At 67.2% G+C, this 24,578-nt stretch carries 21 protein-coding genes; 10 read left to right on the top strand and 11 right to left on the bottom strand.

Translation table 11 applies throughout. The features are described 5' to 3' along the window. Positions 1-272: 272 nt before the first annotated feature. The 3 genes from ON27_RS39300 to ON27_RS39290 are packed head-to-tail and all read right to left on the bottom strand — an operon-like array spanning position 273 to position 3,429. Entirely contained in the window at positions 273-1,421 is a 1,149-nt protein-coding gene (locus tag ON27_RS39300) for an acyltransferase family protein (RefSeq protein ID WP_043739275.1), read from the bottom strand. 3 nt (positions 1,422-1,424) lie between these two features. Continuing rightward, positions 1,425-2,603, bottom strand: coding sequence for an acyl-CoA dehydrogenase family protein (locus tag ON27_RS39295; protein ID WP_043739273.1), 1,179 nt, complete (start codon positions 2,601-2,603; stop codon positions 1,425-1,427). 10 nt (positions 2,604-2,613) lie between these two features. Continuing rightward, positions 2,614-3,429, bottom strand: a complete 816-nt coding sequence (locus ON27_RS39290; RefSeq protein WP_051047592.1) for an SDR family oxidoreductase — start codon at positions 3,427-3,429, stop codon at positions 2,614-2,616. Positions 3,430-3,754: 325 nt separating this feature from the next. Between ON27_RS39290 and ON27_RS39285 the strand changes: the two genes are divergently transcribed. Next, positions 3,755-5,005, top strand: a complete 1,251-nt coding sequence (locus ON27_RS39285; protein WP_051047591.1) for a cation:proton antiporter — start codon at positions 3,755-3,757, stop codon at positions 5,003-5,005. Positions 5,006-5,051: 46 nt separating this feature from the next. Then, positions 5,052-5,717 (top strand): HAD family hydrolase, encoded by a 666-nt coding sequence (locus ON27_RS39280; RefSeq protein ID WP_051047590.1) that lies wholly within the window; start codon positions 5,052-5,054, stop codon positions 5,715-5,717. A 12-nt stretch (positions 5,718-5,729) separates the two neighbouring features. Here ON27_RS39280 and ON27_RS39275 read toward each other — a convergent pair whose 3' ends face one another. Continuing rightward, positions 5,730-6,680 (bottom strand): GlxA family transcriptional regulator, encoded by a 951-nt coding sequence (locus ON27_RS39275; RefSeq protein WP_043739271.1) that lies wholly within the window; start codon positions 6,678-6,680, stop codon positions 5,730-5,732. 106 nt (positions 6,681-6,786) lie between these two features. Between ON27_RS39275 and ON27_RS39270 the strand changes: the two genes are divergently transcribed. Continuing rightward, positions 6,787-8,046 carry a KasA/KasB family beta-ketoacyl-ACP synthase gene (locus ON27_RS39270; RefSeq protein WP_043739269.1) on the top strand — a complete coding sequence of 420 codons (1,260 nt, stop codon included), beginning with the start codon at positions 6,787-6,789 and terminating at the stop codon, positions 8,044-8,046. 19 nt (positions 8,047-8,065) lie between these two features. Here ON27_RS39270 and ON27_RS39265 read toward each other — a convergent pair whose 3' ends face one another. From ON27_RS39265 to ON27_RS39255, 3 genes are all read right to left on the bottom strand, one after another. After that, a complete protein-coding gene (locus ON27_RS39265; RefSeq protein WP_043739267.1) occupies positions 8,066-8,473 on the bottom strand; it encodes an ArsR/SmtB family transcription factor in 408 nt (135 codons plus the stop codon). Continuing rightward, complete coding sequence (locus ON27_RS39260; RefSeq protein WP_043739265.1) at positions 8,473-9,129, bottom strand: SRPBCC family protein; 657 nt, start codon at positions 9,127-9,129, stop codon at positions 8,473-8,475. The genes ON27_RS39265 and ON27_RS39260 overlap by 1 nt, the downstream gene beginning before the upstream one ends. Positions 9,130-9,241: 112 nt before the next feature. Then, positions 9,242-9,784 (bottom strand): TetR/AcrR family transcriptional regulator, encoded by a 543-nt coding sequence (locus tag ON27_RS39255; RefSeq protein ID WP_245560568.1) that lies wholly within the window; start codon positions 9,782-9,784, stop codon positions 9,242-9,244. 166 nt (positions 9,785-9,950) lie between these two features. Between ON27_RS39255 and ON27_RS39250 the strand changes: the two genes are divergently transcribed. From ON27_RS39250 to ON27_RS39235, 3 genes are all read left to right on the top strand, one after another. Then, a complete protein-coding gene (locus tag ON27_RS39250; protein ID WP_083888197.1) occupies positions 9,951-11,270 on the top strand; it encodes a lipase family protein in 1,320 nt (439 codons plus the stop codon). A 681-nt stretch (positions 11,271-11,951) separates the two neighbouring features. Continuing rightward, positions 11,952-13,169, top strand: coding sequence for an alkane 1-monooxygenase (locus ON27_RS39240; protein WP_083888195.1), 1,218 nt, complete (start codon positions 11,952-11,954; stop codon positions 13,167-13,169). Between the two features lie 138 nt (positions 13,170-13,307). After that, a complete protein-coding gene (locus ON27_RS39235; RefSeq protein ID WP_043739259.1) occupies positions 13,308-13,946 on the top strand; it encodes a TetR/AcrR family transcriptional regulator in 639 nt (212 codons plus the stop codon). 43 nt (positions 13,947-13,989) lie between these two features. Here ON27_RS39235 and mhpA read toward each other — a convergent pair whose 3' ends face one another. The 3 genes from mhpA to ON27_RS39220 are packed head-to-tail and all read right to left on the bottom strand — an operon-like array spanning position 13,990 to position 17,668. Then, positions 13,990-15,789, bottom strand: a complete 1,800-nt coding sequence (mhpA, locus tag ON27_RS39230) for a bifunctional 3-(3-hydroxy-phenyl)propionate/3-hydroxycinnamic acid hydroxylase MhpA (RefSeq protein ID WP_083888193.1) — start codon at positions 15,787-15,789, stop codon at positions 13,990-13,992. Then, on the bottom strand, positions 15,786-16,811 hold the full coding sequence (locus ON27_RS39225; RefSeq protein WP_043739258.1) for a VOC family protein: 1,026 nt from the start codon (positions 16,809-16,811) through the stop codon (positions 15,786-15,788). The genes mhpA and ON27_RS39225 overlap by 4 nt, the downstream gene beginning before the upstream one ends. Beyond that, complete coding sequence (locus tag ON27_RS39220; protein WP_245560571.1) at positions 16,808-17,668, bottom strand: alpha/beta fold hydrolase; 861 nt, start codon at positions 17,666-17,668, stop codon at positions 16,808-16,810. Before ON27_RS39220 ends, ON27_RS39225 begins: the two co-directional genes overlap by 4 nt. A 183-nt stretch (positions 17,669-17,851) precedes the next feature. Between ON27_RS39220 and ON27_RS39215 the strand changes: the two genes are divergently transcribed. Continuing rightward, the gene (locus ON27_RS39215; protein ID WP_043739256.1) at positions 17,852-18,883 is read left to right on the top strand and encodes an amidohydrolase family protein; all 1,032 of its coding nucleotides are present in this window, start codon (positions 17,852-17,854) and stop codon (positions 18,881-18,883) included. Between the two features lie 85 nt (positions 18,884-18,968). Here ON27_RS39215 and ON27_RS39210 read toward each other — a convergent pair whose 3' ends face one another. Next, complete coding sequence (locus ON27_RS39210; RefSeq protein WP_043739255.1) at positions 18,969-19,793, bottom strand: MBL fold metallo-hydrolase; 825 nt, start codon at positions 19,791-19,793, stop codon at positions 18,969-18,971. A gap of 182 nt (positions 19,794-19,975) precedes the next feature. Here ON27_RS39210 and ON27_RS39205 point away from each other — a divergent pair, with 182 nt between their 5' ends. The 3 genes from ON27_RS39205 to ON27_RS39195 all read left to right on the top strand — a co-directional run bounded on the left by ON27_RS39205 (position 19,976) and on the right by ON27_RS39195 (position 23,841). Further along, positions 19,976-20,707, top strand: a complete 732-nt coding sequence (locus ON27_RS39205; RefSeq protein WP_043739374.1) for a GNAT family N-acetyltransferase — start codon at positions 19,976-19,978, stop codon at positions 20,705-20,707. Further along, positions 20,704-21,423, top strand: a complete 720-nt coding sequence (locus ON27_RS39200; protein ID WP_043739252.1) for an SDR family NAD(P)-dependent oxidoreductase — start codon at positions 20,704-20,706, stop codon at positions 21,421-21,423. Before ON27_RS39205 ends, ON27_RS39200 begins: the two co-directional genes overlap by 4 nt. An 864-nt stretch (positions 21,424-22,287) precedes the next feature. Beyond that, complete coding sequence (locus ON27_RS39195) at positions 22,288-23,841, top strand: cytochrome P450 family protein (RefSeq protein WP_063711467.1); 1,554 nt, start codon at positions 22,288-22,290, stop codon at positions 23,839-23,841. Positions 23,842-24,578: the final 737 nt, after the last annotated feature.

The following is a 24,578-nucleotide window of genomic DNA, read 5'->3' as shown; positions in this document are numbered from 1 at the left end:
AATACGAAAGTAGGAACCGGAATCCAGCGGAAACCCAAAATCGGCGAGCCCCGATGCTCAGAGCCAAATCCGAGTCGCGCAGTTCATCGGTCGAACACACCCCCCACGTCTATAACCCGGTTCCGTGGTTAGAACACTCTCAGGATACCGCCGCCCGGACCGGTAGGCAACCAAGTAGATTTCCCACGGACAGGAAAAGAATTCGGAGGCCCATGGCGCAGCCATGAGCCTCCGAAGAGGTATCGACGCTGTCGTCGAGCGTCGTTCGGCCTCTAATTGACCACCCGCTCCGCGACGACCGGGCGTTGTTTCGGCCGAGCGAAACGGCGCATCGCAGGAGATTCCACGAAGGTGAACAAAAGCCATGCGGCGAGAATATTGAGGCAGAACAAGAGGACGATCAGCAGCACGGCGACCGGAGCGCTGAACGTGGCGGCCCCCATCAGGCGACGGGCATAGAACACCGTCACACCCTGACAGATGTAGAAGGCGAAGGAGATCTCACCGAGCCAGACCGCGAGCCGGCTGGACAGGAACCGCGAGCTCTCCTCCAGGTCGGACTTGGCCGCGGAGCCGATCAGCAACGCCAACGGCACAGCCGTCGCCAGAACGAAACCGATGTAGAACGGCGTGTACATGGCCACCAGATAGCCCACGCCCACCCCGGCCACCGCCGCCCAGAGCGGAATCCGTATCCATCGCCCTTCCATCACGATGCGCGCCACGAACACGCCGAGGAAGAATTCGAACAGTCGCGACGGCGGAAAGAGATAACCGAACCACAATTGCAGCACGGGTATGGGCGTGAGTTCCGATTTCTCGGAGCTCGGGACGACGAATACCGTCAGCAGGACGATCAGGCACATCCCGGCCACCATGGCGGCGGCGCCGTACCACAGATATTTGACGTCGATGCGCAGCACCGCCGGTATCAGGAAAGGGAACAGAACATAGAACAGGAGCTCACAGGACAATGTCCACGACGGTGTGTTGACACCCGCGTTGATATAATTTTGCGGGAACCAGGCGTGGACCAGAAAGATATTCGGCAGCCAAGCCTTCCAGGACGTTATAGCCGCCGCGAAGAGCACCATCGACGCCACCCAGAGCGTCAGGTGATTGGGGAATATCTTGACCATACGCCGCCGGATGAACTGCAATTTGCTCTGCCCCGGCTTCCACGACCAGGTGAGCACGAAGCCGCTCAAGATGAAGAAGAACGACACACCCAGGAAGCCCGCCTTGCCGACGACCACCGCCGCGTTGTACGCGAGATCCGGGTCGGCGAAGAGGTTGACCGGCTTGTAGGGAGGGATCGGCGAATTGGGCAGCATCACATGGAAGATGAAGACCGAGAACGCGGCGAAGAAGCGCAGTCCGGTCAAGGACGGCAGCCGTTTGCGATTGTCGACTTGCAGCACGGTTCAGCCCAACCCTACGACGAACGGGAACTCCGGTCTGCCGCCGAGCACGAACGCGCCCGTCGACTGGATCACCTGGTCGTGCGCGATGATGTGGCGAACCATCGTGTTCGTGTCGCGCAGCCAGATGTCGAGCGGGTTCGGGCGGTAGATCGAATCGGTGCCCACCAGCTCGCACAGGCGAGAGAGGATCCGCTGGGCGGCGCGGAAGGAATTGGTCCTGGCCAACGCGGTCGCTATCCGCAGGTCCGGCGGCAGGTCCACGAAACGGTTGCCGTCCAACGCGTTCCACAGTTCCTCGACCGTCTTGACGACAGCACCCCGCGCGACGATGTACTCCATCTCGCACTCGCCGAGCAGATACTGCGCGCGGTAATTGTCCGCCCACTTCTGCCCCGTCGCGGTCACTATCTTTCCCTCCGCGAGTCCGCGCACGTAGTCCAGCGCCGCGCGAGCCGTTCCGAGGGGTACGCCCGGCATGATCCGCGCCAGCGCCTCCGGCTCGGCCAGCTTCCCGCTACAGCTCTTGCGCTCCCCGAACGTGAAGGAGTGGCGCTCGGGGACGAACAGATCCTCGACCGCGTAATCGTTGCTCCCGCTGCCGCGCAGGCCCGTGGTGTCCCAGGTGTCGAACACGGCGACCTGATCGCGGCGCATGTAGAACAGCCGGACGACCGGCTTGCCGTCCGCGGTCTCCTCCATCCGGCCGTCCTTTGTCACGAAAGCGCCGCCGATGACCAGGTCCGCGTGCGTGATCGCGCTGCCGAACTTCCACCGTCCCGTCAGCCGGTAACCATCGGCGACCCGCTCGGCGCGACCGGCCGGGAAGATCAGTCCCGCGGTGATCAGGTCCTGTGTCGGCATCAGTTCCGCGATGGCCTGTTCGTCGAGATAACCGGCGTAGATGCCGGTGGCGGCGCCGATCATGGCGCACCAGCCGGTCGCCGCGTCGCCGTAGGACAGCGCCTCCACGATCTCCAGTTGCTCGAGCGAGGTCAAGCCGGGACCGCCGATCTCGGCGCTGAAACACATGCGGTAGACACCCATTTCGCGCAACCGCTCGACGATGTCGACCGGGAGCCTGCGCTCGGCATCGATCTCGCTGCGGCGCGCGGCCAGATCGGGAGTCAGCGATCGGACCGCCGTCAGCAGGGAGGTCGCCGATATTGTCGCTGCAGTCATTTCTCGACTCCTAAGCTAAAGAGGGTGTGTGCGGTTCCGGTCGCTCACGCATGAGCAACTCGATCGCCGATGTGGTCTGCTCGGGTCCCAGAGCCGAGTAGCCGCCGTCCACGGTCCACTCGGCGCCGGTCACGAAACTCGCCTTGGGCGAGGTGAGAAAAGCGACCACCTCGCCGATCTCGCGGGCGTCGGCCGCCCTGCCCAGCATGTGGAACCGGGCGGCCACCGCATCGGTGCGAGCCCGGTCTCCTCCGGTGATCTCGTTCATCACGCGGGACCAGGTCCAGCCCGGCGACACACTGTTCACCCGGATGCCGTCACCGGCGTACTCCAGTGCGAGACTGCGAGTCAGCTGGAGCATTCCCGCCTTGCTGACCGGGTACTGGATCCGGCCGGCCTGAGCGACGCGTCCGCTGGGAGACGCGAAGTTGACGATCGACCCCGCGCTGTCGCGAAGCCGGGGGCGCGCCTGCTCGCACAACATCGCCGCGCCGACGACATTGGTGTTCAGCACGTCGAGCCACTGCGCCCGCGCGTCCTCGCCGGGCCCGTCGTCGCCGTAGACGCAGGCGATGTTGACCAGCACGTCGATCCGTCCGTGCCGGTCGGCCGCCGCGGCGACGAACGACCCGATCGACGCGTCGCTGCGCACATCGAGGGGCACGAAGACGGCTCGATCGCCGATCGCGGCGGCCGTCTGCTTCCCCCCGTCCGTATCTATGTCTCCCAGTACGACATTCGCGCCATATTCGGCGAAGACACCGGCTACTTCAGCTCCGATGATGGTTGCCGCACCGGTTACGAGTACCGTCTTACCTTCGAACAACGTCGACTCCCCTCGGCTGGGCCCTCCGACCGGCACAAGCCATAGAACGAAGTATTCCGAACGAAAACAGCGACCAGCCAGTCCGATTCGCGACAGAGATGCACCTCTTTGCGCCAGCCCGCGCCCCGGCCGGGACAGGCGTGTCGTAGCTCACTCCGCACTCTCATCCGCCGGGCGGGTGCGCTATCGTCTCGGTGCAGGTAGTCCATGTTTCGGGGGGTTCCGCGCCGCGGTCGATGCGCTACGGAGACACCCCGTGCGAGCATCGAATCCGATCCCGCGATGTCGCAATGCGAACGGAGTCGAGACGTTGCCGAGCCATCAAATGATCTTTCTGTTGCTGGACCTCGTCTTGATCGTGGGCGCGGCGCGTCTGCTGGGTTGGCTCGCCGAGCGGCTGGGCCAGCCCGCGGTGATCGGCGAGATCGTGGCGGGCATTCTCGCGGGTCCGACGATTCTCGGGGCGCAATTGTCGGAGGCGGTCTTCCCGCACGACATCCGTTCGTATCTCACCGCCTTCGCGAACGTCGGCGTGATGATCTTCATGTTCTCCGCCGGCCTGGAGATGGATCTGCGGTCGATCGCCGGACGTGGGCGGTCGGTCACGGCGATCGCGCTGTCGGCCTATCTCGCGCCCTTCGCGTTCGGCTCCGCCATCGCGATCTGGGCGCTGGCCCGCCACGACGGCGGCAACGGGGTGACCTTCGCGCTGTTCATCGGTTGCGCGCTGGCCGTCACGGCGTTCCCCGTGCTGGCCCGGATCCTGCACGACCGCAAGCTGCTCGGCACGCGTCTCGGCCAGACCGCCATGACCTGCGCCGCGGTGGACGACGTCCTGGCCTGGTGCGGGCTGGCGGTGGTCATCGCCATCGCCCGGCCGGGCACGGATCACCACTGGCGGTTGTTGTTGTGCGTTCCGCTGGTCATGGTGCTGTGGTGGGCGGTGCGTCCAGCCCTCGACCGCCTCTCCCGCACCGGATCGGAGCAGAATTCGGGCAACATGGTCTTCCTCGGCGTCGCGGGCGCGCTGCTGCTGGGAGCCACCACCGAATGGCTCGGACTGCACCTGATCTTCGGCGCGTTCCTGTTCGGTGTAGTCTTCCCCCGGCGGCTGCGCGCGGCCGTCGACAGCGGCGCCCAGTTGCTGAGCAGCATCTTCCTGCCCGCGTTCTTCGTGGTGGCCGGCCTCCAGGTCGACCTCGGCGCCCTCGATCGCGCCGCGATCGGCGAATTCGCCGCGATCATGTGCGCCGCACTCGCGGGCAAGCTCGGCGGCACCTACCTGGCGGCTCGCCTCGGCCGGACCGAGCGAGCGGAGTCCGCGGCCCTAGCGGCGCTGATGAACACCCGCGGGCTGACCGAGCTGGTGATCCTGAACATCGGCTTGACGATCGGCGTCCTCGAACAGCGGCTGTACTCCCTGCTGGTGATGATGGCGCTGGTCACCACCGCGATGACCGCGCCCTTGCTGAAACTGTTCGGCGCCACCCCGGCCGCGTACCGCGGCGACCCGCCACCGGAGAAGGACGGGCGACGCACCGATCCCACCGTGCAGACCGGGGCCACCGCCGCATGAGGCAGCCGCGGAGACTCCGGGTTGCGCTCGCGGGGGTGCGTCGCCGGTGACGCGCCGGGCCGACCGAGCCGATGTGCCAGCCGCTTTCGTCGATGTCGACGAAACGTTGGTGCGCTGCGTGAGCTTCCTGTCGCTGTTCGTCTTCGACGCGCGACGACGTGGGCGCGGTCCCGAAGCCGACACCGTGGTCGGCGAGTTCCGCGCACTTCGTGCCGCGGGGATGAGCCGCGGCGAATCCCATCGCTGGTTCTATCGGCACTGGGCCGGCCGCGACGTCGCCGACGTGCGCCGCGTCGGTGACGACTGGTTCACTTCGTGTGCCGCGGATCCGGCCTTCTTCAATACCGCCGTACGTCGGCGGCTGGCGGAGCTGTCCCGGGCCGGGACGCGCATCGTGCTGGTCTCGGGCTCGTTCACCCCGGCGCTGCGTCCGATCGCCGACGCGGTCGGCGCCACCGAAATCTTGTGCACGACCATGGAGACGACGGCCGGGAAGTACACCGGGAACGTACTCGCGACGATGGTGGGCAGCGACAAATCCGCGGCCTTGCTGCGGTATGCCGAGCGGACCGCCATCGATCTCGGCTCCTGCGCCGCATTCGGCGATCACCATTCCGACATCGCGATGTTCGATCTGGTCGGCCATCCGGTGGTCGTCGGGAACGCCGATCCGCGACTGAACGACTATCCCGCGCAACGGCTGCCCGGCTGAGTCCGGCGCCGGTCAGTTTCCGACGGCGAACATGCGCCGGTACTGACCGGGGCTGACGCCCAGATGCCGCTTGAACACCGCCCGGGTGTTGGCGGGATTGCCCAGACCCACCCGGTAGCCGATCTGATCGATCGACAGTTCGGTCGTCTCCAGCAGTTCGCGCGCCTGATTCAGGCGCGCACTGGTGATCCACACGTGCGTGGAGGTTCCGGTCTCCTCCCGGAATCGCCGCACGAAGCTGCGCCGCGAGAGATTCGACCGCTTGGCGAGGTCTTCGAGCGAATGCCGGTGCTCGAGGTTCGCGAGGATCCACGCCCGCGTCTCGGCCAGCACACCGGAGGAGGTCTGCGTCGGGAACTGCCGGGTGTACTGGGCCTGACCGCCTTCGCGAACCGGTGGCGCCACCAGGTCGCGGGCGCGCTCGTTCGCGGCCGCCGCGCCGATGTCCTTGCGCACCACGTGCAGGCACAGGTCGATCCCGCTGGTGACACCCGCGGAAGTCATCACGTCACCGTCGTCCACGAACAAGCGGTCCGGGTGGACCTCGACGTCGGGGTACCGGCTCTGCAACAACGAGGTGGCCCGCCAATGCGTCGTCGCGGGCCGGTTGGACAGCAGTCCCGCGGCGGCGAGAGCGAAAGCACCGGTACAGATCGACAGCATGCGCGCACCCCTCCCGTGGGCCTCGCGAAGCGCTCCCAGCACCCGCTCCGGCGGCGGCGTCTCGTAGGACGCGTAACCGGGTACCACCACCGTGTCGGCGTGCCGCAAAGCTTCCAGCCCCGCCACCGCCACGCAAGACAGCCCGGGAACCGCGGTCGGCACCGCCGGGGATACCGCGCAGACCTCGAGCTGATAGTGCGGATCGGAACCGAACACGTCGATCGGAATCGCCGCGTCCAGAACGACTACTTCATCGGGAATGACGACCGCGACCCGGCGCGCTCCCCCATCCGGTTGCATGGCCCGATCGTAGCGGTGAAAGGCACTCGGGCTACTACCCGGGCCTTCCGGCGCGCACATAGCCTCGCTTGAGCACCTGAGCCGACAAGCCGAAAGAAGGGGTTTGATGTCCGATTTGGCGGACTTCTCCACCAGCAACGGAGGTTTCCGGAGCGTGGTCGTGACGGCTGTCGAGATGTCGACGGCGGTCGGCTCCGACACCGAGGCGACCTGGAAGGGGCTGCTCGCCGGGGAAACCGGTATCGCCAAGGTGCAAGACCCGGATTTCGAGCGCTTCCAGGTTCCCGTCGACATCGGCGGCCAGTTCAAGCTCGATCCCACCGATGAACTCAGTCGCGTCCAGAAGCGTCGCATGTCCTATGTCCAGCAGGTGGCCTATGTCATGGGCAACCGGATCTGGGACACGGCGGGACGACCGGAAGTGGACCTCGATCGCCTCGGTGTCTGCATCGGCACCGGCCTCGGCGGCGCCGACACGATCATCGAGTCCAACGACTTGATGCGGGAAGCGGGCTACCGCAAGGTGTCGCCCTTCGCGGTCCCCATGGCCATGCCGAACGGCGCCGCCGCCGTGGTCGGACTGGAACTCGGCGCGCGAGCCAGCGTGATCACGCCCGTCTCCGCCTGTGCGTCGGGATGCGAGGCGCTGGTGCACGCGTGGCGTTCGATCATCCTGGGCGAAGCCGACATGGTCGTGGCAGGGGGTGTGGAGGGCCGTATCAACCCGCTCGCGGTGGCCGGTTTCTCGATGATGCGCGCGTTGAGCACACGGATCGACGAACCCGAACGCGCGTCACGTCCGTTCGACCGGGACCGCGACGGATTCGTCTTCGGCGAGGCCGCCGCGCTGTTCGTACTGGAGTCGGAAGACCACGCACGGGCGCGGGGAGCCAAGCCCCTGGCTCGCTTGATGGGCGCGGGCCTGACCGCCGACGGTTACCACATGGTGTTGCCGCACCCGGAGGGCGCGGGAAATATTCGCGCCATGCGACGGGCGATCGAAACGGCCGGGGTGAGCCCCACCGAGATCGATCACGTCAATGCCCACGCCACGGCCACCCCGTTCGGTGATCTCGCCGAAGCCAAGGGCATCCGGGCGGCGGTGGGCGACCACGCGTCGGTCTACGCGCCGAAATCCGCGTTGGGCCACTCGGTCGGCGCGGTCGGCGCGGTGGAAGCCGCCCTGACCGTGCTCAGTGTCCGCGACGGCGTGGTGCCGCCGACGCTGAACCTCGACAACCAAGACCCGGAGATCGAACTCGACATCGTGCACGGCAGCGCCCGCACCCAGAACATCAATTACGCGCTGAACAACTCCTACGGTTTCGGCGGCCACAACGCGGCCGTCGTGTTCGGCCGCTACTGAGCGAGCACCCGCCACGCGGTCACGCGTTCCGGGCTCGCCGACCAGAATCCTCTTCGCCCGGTGCGCCGGAGGCAGCGCCCCGGCGGTCTCGTTTCCCGCGGGCGATCTCCGTTGTCAGAGCGTCGAGCGGTTGAGCGAACTGGTGCAGCGGGGCGGCCAATGCGGTCAGCCAGGCCCGGGCGGCATCGACGCCCTCCGGGTCGAGGGTGTACAGCCGTCGAGTGCCCTCGGCGCGCACGCGCACCAGCCCGGCGTCCCGGAGCACCTTCAGGTGCTGGGAGACGCCGGGCTGCGAGATCGGCGTGTGCTGTTGCACGGCGGCGACCACCGCACCCGCGGGCTGCTCGTCGGCCGCCACCAATTCGAGGATGAATCGGCGAACCGGGTCGCCGAGTGCCTCGAAGATCTTCGCCGGGGACCGATCCATCAGTCCTCGGAGCCGTCCTCGGGCACGATCGTGTAGAAATCGACGGTCCGCAGCGCCGCGGCGTTCGCTTCCGCCGGGTCGTCCCCGTCCCTGGCGGCGGCCTCCGCCCAGCCGAGCGCCACCTCGCGGACGAACGCCACTCCCTCAGGCGTCGTCGGAAAGGCCAGCGCCTCCGCCGAGTCGACCGGAGCTCCGCTGGACAGATGCAGCCCCAAGCCCACGAGGGCGAGATCCCAGCCCACGCCCACGGCGCCCGGTCCGTACTGCGACCAGAACTCCGGATCGACCAGCGCCTCGTGCGTCAACTCCAACTCGGTGCCCGCGCCGGCGGGCGTGAGACGCACCGTCAGCCACGAGACCTGCGGGCCCATCTCCCAGGTCACGGCGAACCGCTCCGGCGCGTCGCACTGTTCCACCACGCCGCCCGCGTTGCCCTCGGTCTGATAGCGGCCGCCGACCCGCAGATCGCCGCTGATGGGCAGGAACCAGCGCGGGATCCGCTCGCTGTCGGTGAGCGCGTTCCACAGATCCGCCTGATCGGTCGGGTAGCTGCGCCGGGCGACGGCGATCCTGGTCGGTTTGCCGTCCCGGGAACCGGTGCGGACTTCACGGGTCACCAGCCCGGCGATGGCGGCGGGATCGGTGAGCAGCGGCATGACTTCCTCCTTGGATAAGTTTTGACTTATATTAACAGCCGGCGCGGTGATGGCAACCTCGGCTGCGTGACCCGGCCGCGAGAGGTGCGGTGCAGTGCGATCGCCGACCGGATCAGCCGTCCCGGGACAACCCCGCGATCGCGCGCAGCGCGGAAATCATCCCCGCGACCGGGATGCCGGGATCTATCGATCGGAACAGGCCCAGCCCGACGCCGAGTGCCAGCACGGCGACCGCCGCTTCGGCCTGCGGAATCCGGCCCTCGCGGTCGTCGGTCGTCGCCAGAGCCTCGCTGAGCATCCCGACGATGGTGTCGAGCCGGGTCGCGAGTTCGGCGCGCAGGTGATCGTCGCGCCGAGCATGGACGCTGAACTCCAACTCCAGCTGCGTCCAATCCGGATCGCCGACAACTCGCTGCGCCCATTCCGTCATCCGCTTCAGCCGCTGCGCGGCCATCGGTGCGGCGATGATCTCGGCGACCTCGGCCGCTCGCTCGCCGTGAATTTCGTCGAGCACGGCCAGACACAGGTCGTCTTTGGTGCGGAAGTTGGAATAAACCGCCCCTTTGGTGAAACCGGCGGCTTTCGCTACCTTCTCCAGAGTTGTCGCCTGATAGCCGTCTGCCAGGAAAAGCCGCTTCGCGGTCTGGATCAACACGGTGCGCGTGCGCGCCTGACTCTGCGCTCTGGTCGGCCGCGAACCCCCTGCTCCCCGAAGCCGCCGACACTCATCGCTATTCCCGGACAATCTCTACCCCTTACAGATACTCTCAGTATCCGATTCTAGATGCCATGGGTATCCCAATCGCAGGAAGGATCGCATCGTGAGGAGCCGAATACTCAGATTGGCCACAGCTTTGACGGGAACCCTCATCGTCGTCGGGGGCGGGGCGATCTCCGCCCCACACGCAGGGGCGGAACCGACCGCGGAAACCGTGGCCGGCGACGAGTTCTACATCCCGCCCGCGTCGGCGGGCGCGCCGGGCTCCATCATCCGGACCGAAGCGTCGCGGCTGGCGATTTCGGTCCCCGGACAGCCCGGACAGATCCCGGCGACGTCGACGCGCATCATGTACTCCAGCAGTGACACCCACGGCGCCCCGGCAGCGGTGGTGGGAACGTATCTGGAGCCGGCCCAGCCGTGGACCGGCCCCGGCGAGCGTCCGCTGATCGCCTACGCGGTCGGAACCAAGGGACAAGGCGATCAATGCGCGCCTTCGAAACTGCTGGCGCAATTCGTGCAATACCAGCCCCCCTTCGACGTGATCGTCGAATACGACGTGCTGGCGCTGTATACGCTGCTGGCTCGCGGCATGGCGGTGATGGTGACCGATTACCACGGTCTGGGAACACCCGCGGTGCACGACTATCTCAACCGGAAAGCTCAGGCGTACTCGCTCCTGGATGCCGCGCGCGCGGCGTTGCAATTGCCGGGTACCAGCCTCCATCCCGGCTCGCCGGTCATCCTGTACGGATACTCCCAGGGCGGTATGGCCTCGGCCGCCGCGGCCGAGCTGAAGCAGAGCTACGCCCCTGAATTGAACGTCCGGGGCGCCTATGTCGGCGGGCCGGTCGTGGACGACGAATACTTCATCGGGTTCAACGACGGACGGGCCGCGCTCGGCCCGGCCTTCGCGTGGATTCTCAACGGCATCGCCGCCAACTATCCCGAAACCCGCGCGGTGCTCGACGCCGAACTCAACGACACCGGCAAGGCGATTCTGCGGGAATCCCTGGAAAAGTGCGCCGTACCGATCGGACTGGCCCAGCAGTTCCCGAACACCTCGCAGTGGACCGTCAGCGGTCAACCGCTCACCGCGGTGATCGACCAGTCCCCCGCATTGAAGGCCGCGTTCGACGAGCAGCGCGTCGGGACGCTTACCCCGAGCATGCCCGTTCTCGTGTCCTCCAACCAGGGCGACGAGGGCGCGCCGTACGTGCCCGTCCGCGACATGGCCGCCCGGTGGTGCGGCGGTGGCGCGCCGGTGCAACTGAACGCGAATACCGAGTTGCCCAGCGTCATCACCGGTCTGCGTGTCACCCACGTGCTGGCGTTCTTCCCGTCGCTGGCAACCTCCCAGCAGTGGATGACCGAACGGCTCTCCGACCAGCCCGCTCCGTCCAACTGTGGGGCGCTGCCCTGATTTGCGAAAAGGCGGCCTACTCCGATACCGTCGGTATCTCGATCGGAGCCTCGGCGCACTGCCCTGGGCTGCCGCGCGGCATCGGCCCGTAGCGCCGTGATTTCCCTGCACCACCCCTCGGCCGCGGCTCGGTTCATACGACCGAGCCGCGGCCGACCGGCTGATTTGCACCACATTTGCCCCATCCCTGTTCCGCCGTTGGACAGCTACGTCGAATTCGGTACAGAAAGGTTCGAATGTCGGAGTTGGCTCATCCCCACCGGCCTGAGCCGCTCAGGTGCGCACACCGATGACGCTCGGAATTCTCGCGCGGACCCATCCGCGCCCGGCGCGGCGGCGTGGACCGGCGCAACCGCACATGCCGTTCCCGCGCCGCCGAGATGAGCGTCGCGCCTTCGTCGTCGGCATCGACCCTGCGCCGTCCCCGGACGGTGTCGAATCCCTTCACCGAGCGCACCACCCCGCATCCGTCGCGCGTGAGAACGCGACCGAAAAGCCGGACGCCGACCGGCCGCAAGGGCCTGTGCGCAGCGCCCACACCGCCCGGTCAGCCGCCGATTCGGACCGTTTTCTACCAGTCAGCGAACTTCCAGCTATTCTGGAACGGCGTGCACAGTGGATGCGTTGTCCGCAGTCAGAACTGTCGGTTGGATGTTTCCCTGATGGATCGGCGGGACGGCTATGACGATCTTCGAGCACACGAAAGCCCGAGACCCCAAGCGCTACTTGTGGATTCTCGGCTTGATCGCCCCGGGGTGCGCGGTGTTGCCCTCCCAGCTGGTGGTGCACACCGGACTGGAAGTCTTCTGGTGGATCGGCCCCATCATCGTGCTCGTGGTGATCCCGCTGCTGGACTGGGCCATCGGCGACGATGGCAGCAACCCGCGCGACGAGGACTACGAGGCACTGTCCAACGACCGCTACTACCGGTGGTGCACCTTTCTCTTCCTGCCGATTCAATTCATCGGCCTGCTCATCGCCGGATATCTGTGGGCCAGCCACGAGCTGACCCTGGCCGACAAACTCGGTTTGGCGGTGACCCTCGGCTTCGTCTCCGGTATCGGCATCAACGCCGCGCACGAACTCGGCCACCGCGCCGAACGACTCGAACGCTGGCTGGCCAAGATCGCGCTCGCGCAGTCGGGGTACGGGCATTTCTTCGTCGAGCACAATCGCGGCCACCATGTCCGCGTCGCCACCCCGGAAGACCCCGCCAGCGCACGCTACGGCGAATCGCTGTGGAAGTTCCTGCCGCGCACCATGGCGGGCGGTTTCCGCTCCGCCCTCGCCCTGGAACGTCAGCGCTTGGCCCGCAACGGCAAACGCTGGCTCAGCCCGGCCAACCATCTCCTGCAAGCCTGGGCGATGAGCGTGGCGTTGTTCACCACGATGATCGTGGCCTTCGGCCCCGTCGTCATCCCCTACCTCGCCATCCAAGCGCTCATCGGCGCGGGCCTGCTGGAGACCGTGAACTACGTCGAACACTACGGACTTCTGCGCGCCCGCCGACCCGACGGCCGTTACGCCCGCTGCTCGCCGCGCGACAGCTGGAACAGCGACCGACTGGTCACCAACATCTTCCTGTTCCACCTCCAGCGCCACAGCGACCATCACGCCAACCCCGGCCGCCGCTACCAGACCCTCCGCAGTTCAGCGCAGGCTCCCCAGCTGCCCGCGGGCTACGCCACCATGGTCGTGCTGGCCGCGATTCCCCCGTTGTGGCGCGCGGTCATGGACCACCGCGTCCTCGCCCACTACAACGGTGACATCACCCTCATCAACACCATGCCGCGCAAACGCCAGCTCATTCTTCCGATTCGGCATTCGCTCGGCGATGAGCAGCCGGCGCCGTCCGAGGGCGCCGACGATGAGCGGTTCTCGACCGGAGTGGATCGGTGACCGCGAGCTCGCGCATCGCCAGGTACTCGACAACCGGCCGGTTCAGGTAGCGCACTACCAGGCGGTAGCGCACCGCCCTGTAACTGATTTTTTGATCAGTTATGATTCCCGTACGGATCGAAATGCGGGAGAGGGTCGATGACAGCGGAACCGGTGGCGCGTACTCGGACCGATCGACGCCGGGAGCGCACCCGCAATGCGCTGCTGGCGGCCGCGCGGAAGTTCCTGGCGGAAGGCAGGCCGGCGGTGAGCATTCAGGAGATCACCGACGCCGCCGACGTGGGTTTCGGCTCGTTCTACAACCACTTCCAGACCAAAGAGCAGTTGTTCGACGAGGCGGTGCGCTCCGCTCTGGAGATCTACGCCCAGATGCGCGACGAGATCGTGCGGCTCTACGACGATCCGGCCGAGGTGTTCGCGGTCAGTTTCCGCATGACCGGGCGATTGCAGCGGCAGATCCCCGAAATGGTGCGGGTCATCTTGCGGTCGGGGATTCCGGTGCTCTCGCGCGACGACGGCTTGGCGCCGCGGGCGCGCCGCGACATCCGCGCCGCGCAGGAAGCGGGCCGGTTCGAGGAGATGGACGTGGAGATGGCGATGATGGCCGCGGGCGGCGCGCTGCTGGGTCTGTTGCAGATGCTCGACACCCGCCCCGACGCCGACGCCGGGGCGCTGTCGGACGAGATGACCTTCCACGTGCTGCGCATGTTCGGCGTGCCGAAACGAACGGCCCGGAAGCTGGTGTCCGGGCCGCTTCCGCCCCAGCCGCAGTTGTGAGCCGCGGGGCCGCGACCACTGGACGCCTGGTCCGCGGGTCCGATCACCGTCCGGCACCGTGGGGTGGCCCGGCGACCAGGTGATCCGGTCGCTGCCCGAACTCAACGGGTTCGCTCGCACTGCGCTTTCCTTCGTCACCGGCGCCGAACCGGTCGACCGGAGGCGTCCGGGGGCGCGCGGGGATGCCCAGTTGCCGGACGAGTTCGGCGACCAGGGGCGCGCCTTTCCCGGCCGCGGCGGCGCCGAAGACGAATCGGTCCGGGCGCAGCACGACGACACCGCCGGCGCGGAGCCCGGCCTTTCCGAACCATCGGGTCAGCGTTCCGGTGTGGTCTTCGACGTCGATGACGTCGTCGCGCCCCTCGCCCGGCTTACCCTGCGGGCGTCCACCCAGCGGGTACACGGTGACGAAAGCGACGTCGAGTTCGCGCAATATCGCCAGGTCATCGGCGCCGAAGGCCCGGCGGGGATCGACGCCGTGACCCAGTATCGCGAACCCGAGACCCAGCGCCTCGTCCAAGCGCCGATGGCGTCCGTTGTAGTCGCGCACCTCCGGCTGTGGGGTCAGGGTTCCCGCCACGGCGCGCAGCCCGCGGCGGGGCAAGCCGAGGTATGCGCCGCGACGAAAACGCGGTCTGGGCTTCATCTTCGCGCCGCGAATCCAGCCGCCGAGCCCGGGCGCGCGCAGCGCGGTGGTGAGCCCGATGTCCCGGGCCGCCGCGACCGCTTTGTTGTCGATGGAGACCATCTTCTTGTTCAGCACCGACAGATCGATCATCGCTTTGGCGTGCGGCCTGCGCTCGGACTCGTAGCTGTCCAGGATCTCCAGGGCCGCACCGTGTTCGATGATCGCGGTCAGCTTCCAGGACAGGTTGTCCGCGTCACGCACTCCGGAGTTCATGCCTTGACCGATGAACTGTGGCGTCATGTGCGCGGCATCGCCCGCGATGAGGATGCGGCCGTCCCGCCAGCGGTCGGCGACGACAGCGTTGAAGGTGTAGACGAGCTTGCGCAGCACCTCCACCTCGTCCGGGTCGACGAAGCGGGCGATATGGCGGCGCACGGTGTCGTCGGCCTCCATCTCCTCCTTCGTCTGCGTCCGCGTGAGCATGAACTCGAACCGGTGATGCCGGTCCGGCTGCGGGCAGGACACGATCGGCAGTCGCGGATCGCACACGAAGTCGAAATACGGCAGATGCCGGAAAGCGTCGACGCCGTCGCGAGCCTTCAGATCCACCACCAGCCACCGTTCCGGGAAACTGGTGCCGGACATACCGATGCCGAGCCCGGTGCGCACCACACTGCGGCCGCCGTCGCAGCCGACCAGGAACTTCGCGCGCACCCGCTCGGCGGTGCCCAGGTCGGTGTCGGCCGGGAATCTGCCGTATCCGGTGCCGCGGCACTCGGCATGCTCGACGCGCACGCGGTCGGCGTCCTGGTCGAAGCCGACGACCTCGCGCCCGCGCCGCACCGTGACGTGCGGGTAGCGGTCGAGGGCCCGTTCGAGGGTGTTCTCCAAGTACGGCTGGTACAGGAAATTCACCACCGGCCAGCCCAGCGGCCGATCCACCTGGTTGAACTGCGCCAGCACGGAGCCGTCCCCGCGCACCCACTGCACAGTCGAATCGACGTTCATGTCGGCCGCCAATTCGTCTGCCGCACCGGCGGTCTGGAAGATTCGCATGCCTTCGTCATCGGTGTAGACCGCACGGGCCGACCCGTAGTACTCCGGCTCACGTTCCAGCACCAGCACCCGCGCCCCGCGCCGCCCCAGCAGATTGGCCAAGGTCAAACCGGTCGGGCCGAGGCCGACCACGACGACGTCGACATCGAATGCGCTCATCGCGACAGTTCTCCCGTCAGTTCCGCGACAGTGGGCTCCGAGGTCCGCAGCGACCGCAGCGCTCGGCGGAACTGGGCGAACTTGTCGAGCACCGTCTCCCCTACCGTGGTGTGCCCCCAGACGCTGATGCCTCGATAGGTGCTCGGCTCCCAGGTCGATTCCAGCTCCGGACCGATCACCACCGGGTTCCACCCCACCTCCAGCTCGAACCCGGACGGCGTCACGCAATAGAACGACAACTCGCGATCGTTGGTGTGCTGACCGACCGACCACGCCATCCGGAAACCCAGATCGGTCACCCGCCCGAACGCGGCCAGCATGTCGTCCAGGCTCGCGGACTGAACGTTGATGTGCTGCACCCGCGTCGCGATCGGATCGATCTTCACCCCGCGCAGGTTCGCTATCGCGATCGAGTGATGGCGTTCGTTCACCCGCAAGAAGCGGATCTTCATCGTCAGCCCGGAAATGTTCTCGTCGATGTAATCGGTCAAACGAGCGTCGAAAACCGTGTTGTAGTAGCCGCGCATCGCTTCCGGTTCGCGCGAGAGTACGGCGACATGGCCCATCCCGGCTTCTCCCGTCACCCATCCGGAGCTGACCATCCGTAGCGGCTCGGGAGTGATCACCGGGGTGGTGAAGATCTCGGTGGCGATGCCCTTCGGGCCGGGAAAGCGCCACAGCCGCTCCACGCCGCGCGCTGCCGCCTGCTCGGCGGTGCCCTCCTCGATCGGCACCTCGCGGCTGCTGACCCGCGTGAGGATGCGGTCGAAGGTCTCGTGGTCGTCGACCTGCCAGCCGAGCGCGGTGACGTCCTCGGCCGCTCCGCGCTGGATCAGGAATCGGCAGGCCCGGTCGTCCAGGCGGAAACGCAGGGCGTCGGCGCCGAGTTCGTCGACGTGCAGCCCGATCGCGAGCGCGCCGAACCGGCGCCAGTCGGTCAGCCGCTGCGAACGCACCACGACATAACCCAGGTGCACCGCGCCGAATACCGACCCGTCGGCGTCCGGGGTGAACGAGTTCACGCCGCCGCCCCCAGGAACGCGCTCGCCAGTGCGTTGAACAGCTCCGCGCGTTCCCACTGCACCCAGTGGCCGGTCTCGGCCGCCAGGTACAGGTCGCAGTTCGGCATGGTCTCGGCGAGCATGCGCCCACCGGAAGGCCGGTTGACCTTGTCTTCGGCGCCCCAGATCACCAGCGTCCGATTGCGTACCCGGGACAACCGGGAGTCGCGGGTGAAATCCATCCGCCACAGGGTGCGCAACGCGGACGGACCAGAAGGGCGGCGCAACGGTGGGTCGGCCACCACCTCCGGATCGAGGCTGGCACGATAGCGGCCGTCGATGATCTCGTCGGTGACGGCGCCCGCGTCGTAGACCAGGTACTCCCGGACGAACTCGGCAAGCTTCGCCCGGCTCGGACCGTCGCCACCGTAGTAGGACAGCAGCGACTGCAAGCCCTTCGTCGGCAGCGCACGCGTGGTGCCCACACCGCCGGGGCCCATGAGGATCAGCTTGCCCACCTTCTCCGGCCGGTCCATCGCCAAGCGCAGCGCCGCCGCTCCCCCATAGGAGTTTCCGATCAGGTGAGCCGAGCCGATGTCGAGGGCGTCCAACAGCCCACCGACCGCCGCGGCCAGGTCTCCGAACGGGTCGGACTGGTCGATGCGCTTGGTGGAGCGCCCGTAGCCCGGCAGGTCGGACACGATCACCCGGAACCGCCGCGCCAACGGTTCGACGTTTCGGGAGTAGTTCGACAGGCCACTGGCGCCGGGCCCACCACCGTGCAGGAGCACCACGGCCGGACCGGCACCCGCCTCGCTGAAGAAGATCTCCCGATCGCCGACCCGGATCACCCGCCCGGTCTCGGCTGCGTTGTCGATGGTCACCGCTACCTCCAGATCACTGAACTGATGTAATCATCAGTTATGTGGAAAACCTCTGTCAAGCAGAAATGATGAAATCATCAGAATTGCTTGTGTGGCCCGACGCGGTACGCCAGAGTGAGGGTTCGGACCTTCCGGCGTTCTGCACGGCCGACGCGCCCGAAGAAAGGACTGCCTGCGATGAATCGCATCGATGTGCATCAGCACCTCATCCCACCGGCCTACGCCGAGACGCTGCGCGCCCACGGAATCACCGCCGCGGGCGGGCGTGAGCTGCCCGAATGGAGCCCCGAGGCGGCGCGCGCGCTGCTGACGCAGGCCGGGATCGCCTCGGCGGTGCTGTCGGTCTCGACTCCCGGCGCCACCTTCCTGCCCGATCCCACGGAGGCGGCCGGACTGGCCCGGTCACTCAACGACTACACCGCCGCGCTGGCAGGCGCCGAACCCGACCGCTTCGGCTTCTTCGCCACCCTCGCCATGCCCCACGTCGGCGCGGCCGCCGCCGAGGCGCGGCGCGCCCTCGACGACCTGCACGCCGACGGCGTCGTGCTGCTCGGCAACGCGGCGGGCACCTACCTGGGCGAAGAAGGACAGGACGAACTCTTCCGCGTCCTGGACGAACGCTCCGCCGTCGCGTTCGTCCATCCGGCCGATCTCCCCGCGCCCGCCGTGCCCGGCGTTCCGCCCTTCGCTGCGGATTTCCTGCTCGACACCACCCGGGCGGCGTTTTTGCTGGTGCGCAACGACATCCGCCGTCGTTACCCGCACATCCGCTTCATCCTCGGCCATGCGGGCGGGTTCGTCCCGTACGCCGCCCACCGCATGGCACTGGCGATCTTCAACGACACCGGGCGCAGTCCGCTGGACATCCTCGACGACTTCGCCGGGTTCTATTTCGACACAGCGCTCTCGGCGAGTGCGGCCACACTGCCGACTCTGCTCGCGTTCGCCCAACCCGGGCATGTGCTCTACGGCAGCGACTGGCCCTTCGCCCCCGAACCCGCGGTTCACTACTTCAACGCCGGGCTGGAAACCTTTCCCGATTGTGACGACACCATGCGGCGAAAGATCCAGCGCGACAATGCCTTGGCACTATTCCCCAGGTTCGGCGACGTTGCGCCCGCTCCGGAACCCCCGCTGCTCGCCAGGGCGCGCGCGAGCCTCCGGCGGCGAGTCTTCCGTAGCGTGACGCGGGCGATCGCCCGGCGGTGAACCCGGCTCGGTCCGTTGATGACGGCATCGGTGGCGCCGCGGGCCGCTGATGCTCACGAGTGCGAAGAAGTGAGCCAGCCGGGTGTCAACGGCGCAGTCGCTCGAATTCCGTGGCGCAATGTGCGGAGAACACCGTCACCTTGTCGCCATTGTCGCGGACGAGTTCCCGCAGCCGCTGCTGATTCTCGATCCGGGACTGCCGGTGCGTGTCCACATATCGCTGGAAGGCGCGCACTCCCAGGGGCGTCGAAGGCTTCTCGCGCATCTGGCCGTGGTGGGTGTAAGCGTCACCGGCGTGCAACAGCCAGCCGTCACCGGTGTCCACGGCGACGCCGACGTGACCGCGCGAGTGCCCGGTCAGCGGAACCATGAGTATCTCCGGTGACAGACCCCGCAGTGCGCGGACCGCCCGGAATCCGTACCATCGCTCCGCGCGGCTGTCGGACTCGTCGTAGACCGACCACTTGGGTCCGTGCTCGAAGTGCACGGATCGATAGCGGAACTTCTCCTGACGGCCGAACGGCTTCTCGACCATGTCCAGCTCCGCCCGATACACATGCACGGTGGCCTGAGGGAAATCGGCGAGCCCACCCGAGTGGTCGAGATCGAGGTGTGTCACGACGATGTCGCGGACATCGGCGCGGGAGAAGCCGAGCGCCTCGATCTGCCGGGCGATCGGCTGGTCGAGAACCGGGTCCGATTGCCGGATGAGCTGCCGCCCCACCCAGACCTCCGGCCGGACCACGGCCTGCTCGCCGTAACCGGTGTCCACCAGCGCCAACCCGGCCGAGTGCTCGATCAACAGGCAATGACACGCTCCGGCGGCCTTGCGCCATACGCCCGGCCTGCCGTCGAACAGCCGGCCGCCGAAAGGACGAGTCCCCCCGGCATCCAGATGATGGACACGCACCAGTCCGCTCCTATTCACGCCGTCCGGTCCGCCACCGGACAGGCTTACGCTACCGAACATGACCGATGTCGATGGCCGCGCGCGGCGATACGCGTCTCGATCGCGGTGAGCGCAACCGATGCCCACTGGTCATGTGCTCGGCTAACGTTCTCTCGTCGGACGCTGTTGTGAAGGAGTGGGCGTTGACCCTCGAGTCGACCATCGACATCGATACCTCGCCGCACCCGCTCGACGATCCGGTGGGAGGGTCGCTCTATGGCGAGCATCGCCGGTTCGCCGGGTGGGTGGGACGGATCTGCCGTTACGACCCGGAAGTCGCCGGGTTCGTCGGCCATCCACCGGTTCTCGGCCAACGGGACTGGGCCGATCTGGCCACCCTGCTCGGACCGGGTGGCAGCACCGCCCTGCGCGGTGACGGCCACGTGCCACCGGTCGGCTGGACGATCCTCCACGAATTGGACTCGGTGCAGATGGACGGCAGCGCGCTGCACGTCGCCGACGACCCCGAACTGGAAACTCTCACCGCGGCGGACGTGCCGGAAATTCTGAATCTGATCGCACGCACCGAACCGGGGCCGTACGCGCCGCGAACCATCGAAATGGGCACCTATCTGGGGCTGCGTGTACACGGCCGCCTGGTGGCGATGGCCGGGGAGCGCCTGCACCCGCCCGGCTGGACCGAGATCAGCGCCGTGTGCACCGACGCGCAGTTCCGTGGCCGCGGCTTCGCGACGCGCCTGATCCGCGCGATCGGCGCGGGCATCCGCGCCCGAGGTGAGATACCGTTTTTACATGCGCTCGCCCACAACACGACAGCCATCAGCCTGTACGAGTCGCTGGGTTTCACACTGCGAAAGCGTTCGAAGTTGACGATCGTGCAGGCGCCGTCCGCATCAGCGAGTGACCTCCGATGACGCGCACGGTAGTGGTCACCGGCGGCAGCCGGGGTATCGGGCGCCACGTCGTCCAGCGCTTCGCCGCGGCCGGTGACTTCGTCGTTTTCACCGGCCGGGATCACGACCAGGTCGAACGCACCGCCGACGAACTCGGTGCGACCGGAATCCGTTGTGACTCCGCCGATCCCGCCGACGTGCAGCGGCTGGCCGGTCAGCTCGGGCCGACGGTGGACGTGCTGGTCAACATGGCAGGCGCGAACACCGATCTCGGGCGGCCGACCGCCGAATCCCTCGATCAGATCGCGGCGCAGTGGCGGGCCAACCTCGACGCGAACCTGCTGAGCGCGGTGTTGACGACCACCGCGTTGCGGGATCGCCTGCCGAAGGGTGGAGCAGTCGTCAACATCGGTTCGATCGGCGCGGAATACGCCGCGAGTTCCTACGGCGCGGCCAAGGCGGCTTTGGCGGCGTGGTCGGCGGGATTGTCGGCCCAGCTGGCGCCACACGGCGTCACCGTCAACGTGGTGTCCCCGGGATATATCGCCGAGACCGACTTCTTCCGTGGCGAACTCACCGACGAACGCCGCGCGGCGTTGATCGCGGCGACCCACAACAAGAAGGCCGGTCTGCCCGAAGACGTCGCCGGACTCGTGGAATTCCTCGCCTCCCCCACTGCCCGCCACATCACCGGCCAAACGCTGCACATCAACGGCGGCGCACACACCACACGCTGATTCGCAAAGGGGCGCATGGTCGGCTCGACGTCCCGAGGCCGCGCCGGCTCACGCTCGGCACGGTCGCACATCACCATGGCATCTCGCCAATTCTTTCCGTGGTGCGTCTCGGGGCATGGCACCGGCTGCGGGTTGCTTCGACCGAACCGAATTGTGACATCGCCCACCTGGTCGCTGGGTCTAAAGCGGCTGCCGAACAGGGGTGACGCCGGTCGGCAGCGTCCGCACGGAGTTCGAGAAGCAACTCCGAAGGTGTCCGAATCCCGCGCATATTGCGGCCGGGCTTCAGCAGCAACACAGTTCACGGCACCGAATGCCCCGGCCGGTCGGCGCAGAACTACTCGTATGCCGGTTTCGAGTCAGCGCGGCCGTACGATCCCCGTGCCGACGTACCTCGCTGCGTCCAGGGCGACGCAGGCCCGAATTCTCGCGCTGCGAACGGCGGCCGGTATGCGTATGCTCCCCCACCGTTAGTCGAATTATGCTGCGGTCGAACAGATTTGGCATACCGGTCGGTACGACGGGCCTGGTTCGGCCGTGGCGCCACTTGCCGGCGGCGTAACAGGGGAGTTCAGCAGTGTCGAGGTCGCACCGGGCACATGGATCGGCAAGATTCACCACCCGCGCAGCAGGCCGACTATTCGCATCCTCCGCGCGTCGGCGGCCTTCCCTCCGTACCTTCCCGCGGTAGCCGGACCAGCTCTTTCCCGGACGGCCGGATCCGTTTGCGCCAGCGAAGCCGTACGGATCCCGTCGTCGCCCCTTTGCCTTCGCGTTCAGGAGCCTGCTCATGATTTCGTCTCTTTCGCACGAAGCGAGACAACCGTCTCGCCCGTCCACGCCGCATCGCTACGGTGCCCGGCGGTGAAGCTGTATTCGGACGAGTTCGCGGCCGACCCGCACACCACATACCAGCGCATGCGCGGCGAGCACGGTCCGCTGGTTCCGGTTGAGGTCGCGCCGGGAGTGCCGGCGACTCTCGTCATCGATTACCGCACCGCACTGGACATCCTCAGCGATTCCACCCGATTCTCCGCTGATCCGAGCCAGTGGGAGCAGAGTGTGCCGACAGAATGTCCGGTGCCGTTGGCGATGCGCTGGCGACCGGACGCGTCGCGGACCACGGGAGACGAGCATTCCCGCTACCGGACCGCCGTCACCGGCAGTCTCGACCGGATCGATCTGCACACGCTGCGCGACACGGTGGAACGCACCGCCGTGTCGTTGATCAACGGCTTCTGCGCGGCCGGTTCGGCGGACCTGCTCACCGAGTACGCGATCCCGCTCACCGTCGGCGTGCTCGAGGAAGTGCTGGGCCTTCCCCGCGAGGTCCGCGAGAACGCGTACGCGGCGATGATGAACCTGCGCGACGCCACCGACACAGACGCGGCGGAGGCGAGCAGGCGAACGCTCGAAGCGACGATGTTCGCGGTGATCTCGGCCAAAAAGGCAGCGCCCGCGAACGACGCGGCGTCCTGGCTGGTCCAGCATCCGGCTCGGCTCAGCGAAACCGAACTCGTGCACCAGCTGACCATGCTGTACACGACCGGCGCCGAACCGACCTGGAATCTGATCGCGGTCACCGTGCTTTCGCTGGCGACCGACGACCGGTTCGGCGGCGAACTGCTCGGCGGAGCGCTGTCCACCCGGGACGCGATCGACGAGGTGCTGTTCACCGACCCGCCGAAGGCGAATTCCTGCTTCCGGTATCCCACTCAGCCGCAGGTCGTCGGGGACGCGTGGCTGCCGCAGCACCAGCCGGTGCTGATCGGTCTGGCGGCGTGCAACAACGATCCCGCCGCTGCGGCGGGTGAACGCCAGGGCAATCGTTCACATCTCGCCTGGGGCGCCGGTCCGCACGCGTGCCCCGCCCAGTCGCTGGCCATGGTCATCGTCCAGGAAGCCCTCGACCAACTACTCGACGCCCTACCGGAGATCCGCCTGGCGATTCCTCCCGACGAAGTAACCTGGCTATCGGACCCCTTCCACCGCGCACCCGCGACGGTCCCGGTGACCTTTCCGCCATCCGCCCCCTCCCTGTCCCCTGATCGCACCTGGGCGACGAGCGTCCACGTCGGCTCGGGCGCGGGGCGCACCGAGCCGACGTGGTTCGCCGACGAGCGCGTGTCCGGTGCATCGGCTCCAAAAGATCGCCGGAGACCGGGAGTCTCGGATCACCGGGCGCTACCTACATCCGGACATCGCGTCTTACAGGCTGACGGCAACTGCTCCCGCAGCATTTACCGGCCCACGTGCCCCGACTCCCCGTGGTCCAACCTGCGCGGACTCGTAGCAACGGACGGTTCTGCTGAAATGGCGTTGTCAGGGCGGATGGGCTTCGCCCATCACAAATCGATGAGCGAGAAACTCTTCGTCAGTCCGCCCGCCCGGTCACTTGGGTATGACGATGGGGCATGACATGGCGCCCACGGCGCAAGCGAGCGACGTAATAAGGTTCTGCACCACAGCGGCGGAGCCAGTGCCGACCGAACTACTGCCCGTACCGGGAGTGTCTGCGGCGGCCGGGCCGGCGGCGGTGACAAGTCCCGTGGTGATGGCGATTGCGGCGACACTGACGCGCAGTGTCCGAGTTGGGAAGATCATGGCCGAATAATATTTTCCTGCAATTGCTTTCGGCTGCCCCCGAAAACAGTGGCTCGGTGACGTCAGTCCTTCCCCGCCTGACCCGGTTGGTCCGCACCGAACCACCCGACATCGACCTGCAGGGGCACGGCGAACTGCCGTCCCCACAACTGCTCGACGGTCCGGCCACCAGCGAATACGACCTGGCACCGGTGCGACCCCCCCAACCTCCGAACCGGGACCACAACGAGGACTTCACTACCTCGACTCGCCCAGCTCTGGCCGATCATCGTTCTCGCATCATCGTTCTCGAAAAATCGCGCACCGAGCAAGTTCTTTCTGCCCTGCCCCTCAACCATCCGACAACCAGACGGATCCGGTCGACCCGCCTTGGGCGGCGAACCTTCGCGCCGCTGCTCGAGAACATCGGCCTGGAGGCGCCCAGTCCCCCTCCCCGCAGCACCGGCACCACCCCTGGTCGAGGTGAAGGGAAAATGGGTGCGCAGGCCAGCCCCAAGACCGACAACGGCTGGCAGCGCATCCTGCCCGCCCACTCCGTCGAGGCCGCAACC

This window comes from Nocardia asiatica NBRC 100129 (genome assembly GCF_000308415.1).
In the GTDB taxonomy this organism is placed as follows: Bacteria; Actinomycetota; Actinomycetes; order Mycobacteriales; family Mycobacteriaceae; genus Nocardia; species Nocardia asiatica.
Note: the sequence above shows the minus strand (reverse complement) of the source record. Positions and strands in the feature narration are given on the sequence as shown.

Coding starts and splice junctions, on each gene's coding strand:
- ON27_RS39295 (WP_043739273.1), bottom strand. CDS start 2,603: ATGACTGCAGCGACAATATCGGCGACCTCCCTGCTGACGGCGGTCCGA.
- ON27_RS39285 (WP_051047591.1), top strand. CDS start 3,755: ATGATCTTTCTGTTGCTGGACCTCGTCTTGATCGTGGGCGCGGCGCGT.
- ON27_RS39275 (WP_043739271.1), bottom strand. CDS start 6,680: ATGCAACCGGATGGGGGAGCGCGCCGGGTCGCGGTCGTCATTCCCGAT.
- ON27_RS39270 (WP_043739269.1), top strand. CDS start 6,787: ATGTCCGATTTGGCGGACTTCTCCACCAGCAACGGAGGTTTCCGGAGC.
- ON27_RS39265 (WP_043739267.1), bottom strand. CDS start 8,473: ATGGATCGGTCCCCGGCGAAGATCTTCGAGGCACTCGGCGACCCGGTT.
- ON27_RS39260 (WP_043739265.1), bottom strand. CDS start 9,129: ATGCCGCTGCTCACCGATCCCGCCGCCATCGCCGGGCTGGTGACCCGT.
- ON27_RS39240 (WP_083888195.1), top strand. CDS start 11,952: ATGACGATCTTCGAGCACACGAAAGCCCGAGACCCCAAGCGCTACTTG.
- ON27_RS39235 (WP_043739259.1), top strand. CDS start 13,308: ATGACAGCGGAACCGGTGGCGCGTACTCGGACCGATCGACGCCGGGAG.
- mhpA (WP_083888193.1), bottom strand. CDS start 15,789: ATGAGCGCATTCGATGTCGACGTCGTCGTGGTCGGCCTCGGCCCGACC.
- ON27_RS39215 (WP_043739256.1), top strand. CDS start 17,852: ATGAATCGCATCGATGTGCATCAGCACCTCATCCCACCGGCCTACGCC.
- ON27_RS39200 (WP_043739252.1), top strand. CDS start 20,704: ATGACGCGCACGGTAGTGGTCACCGGCGGCAGCCGGGGTATCGGGCGC.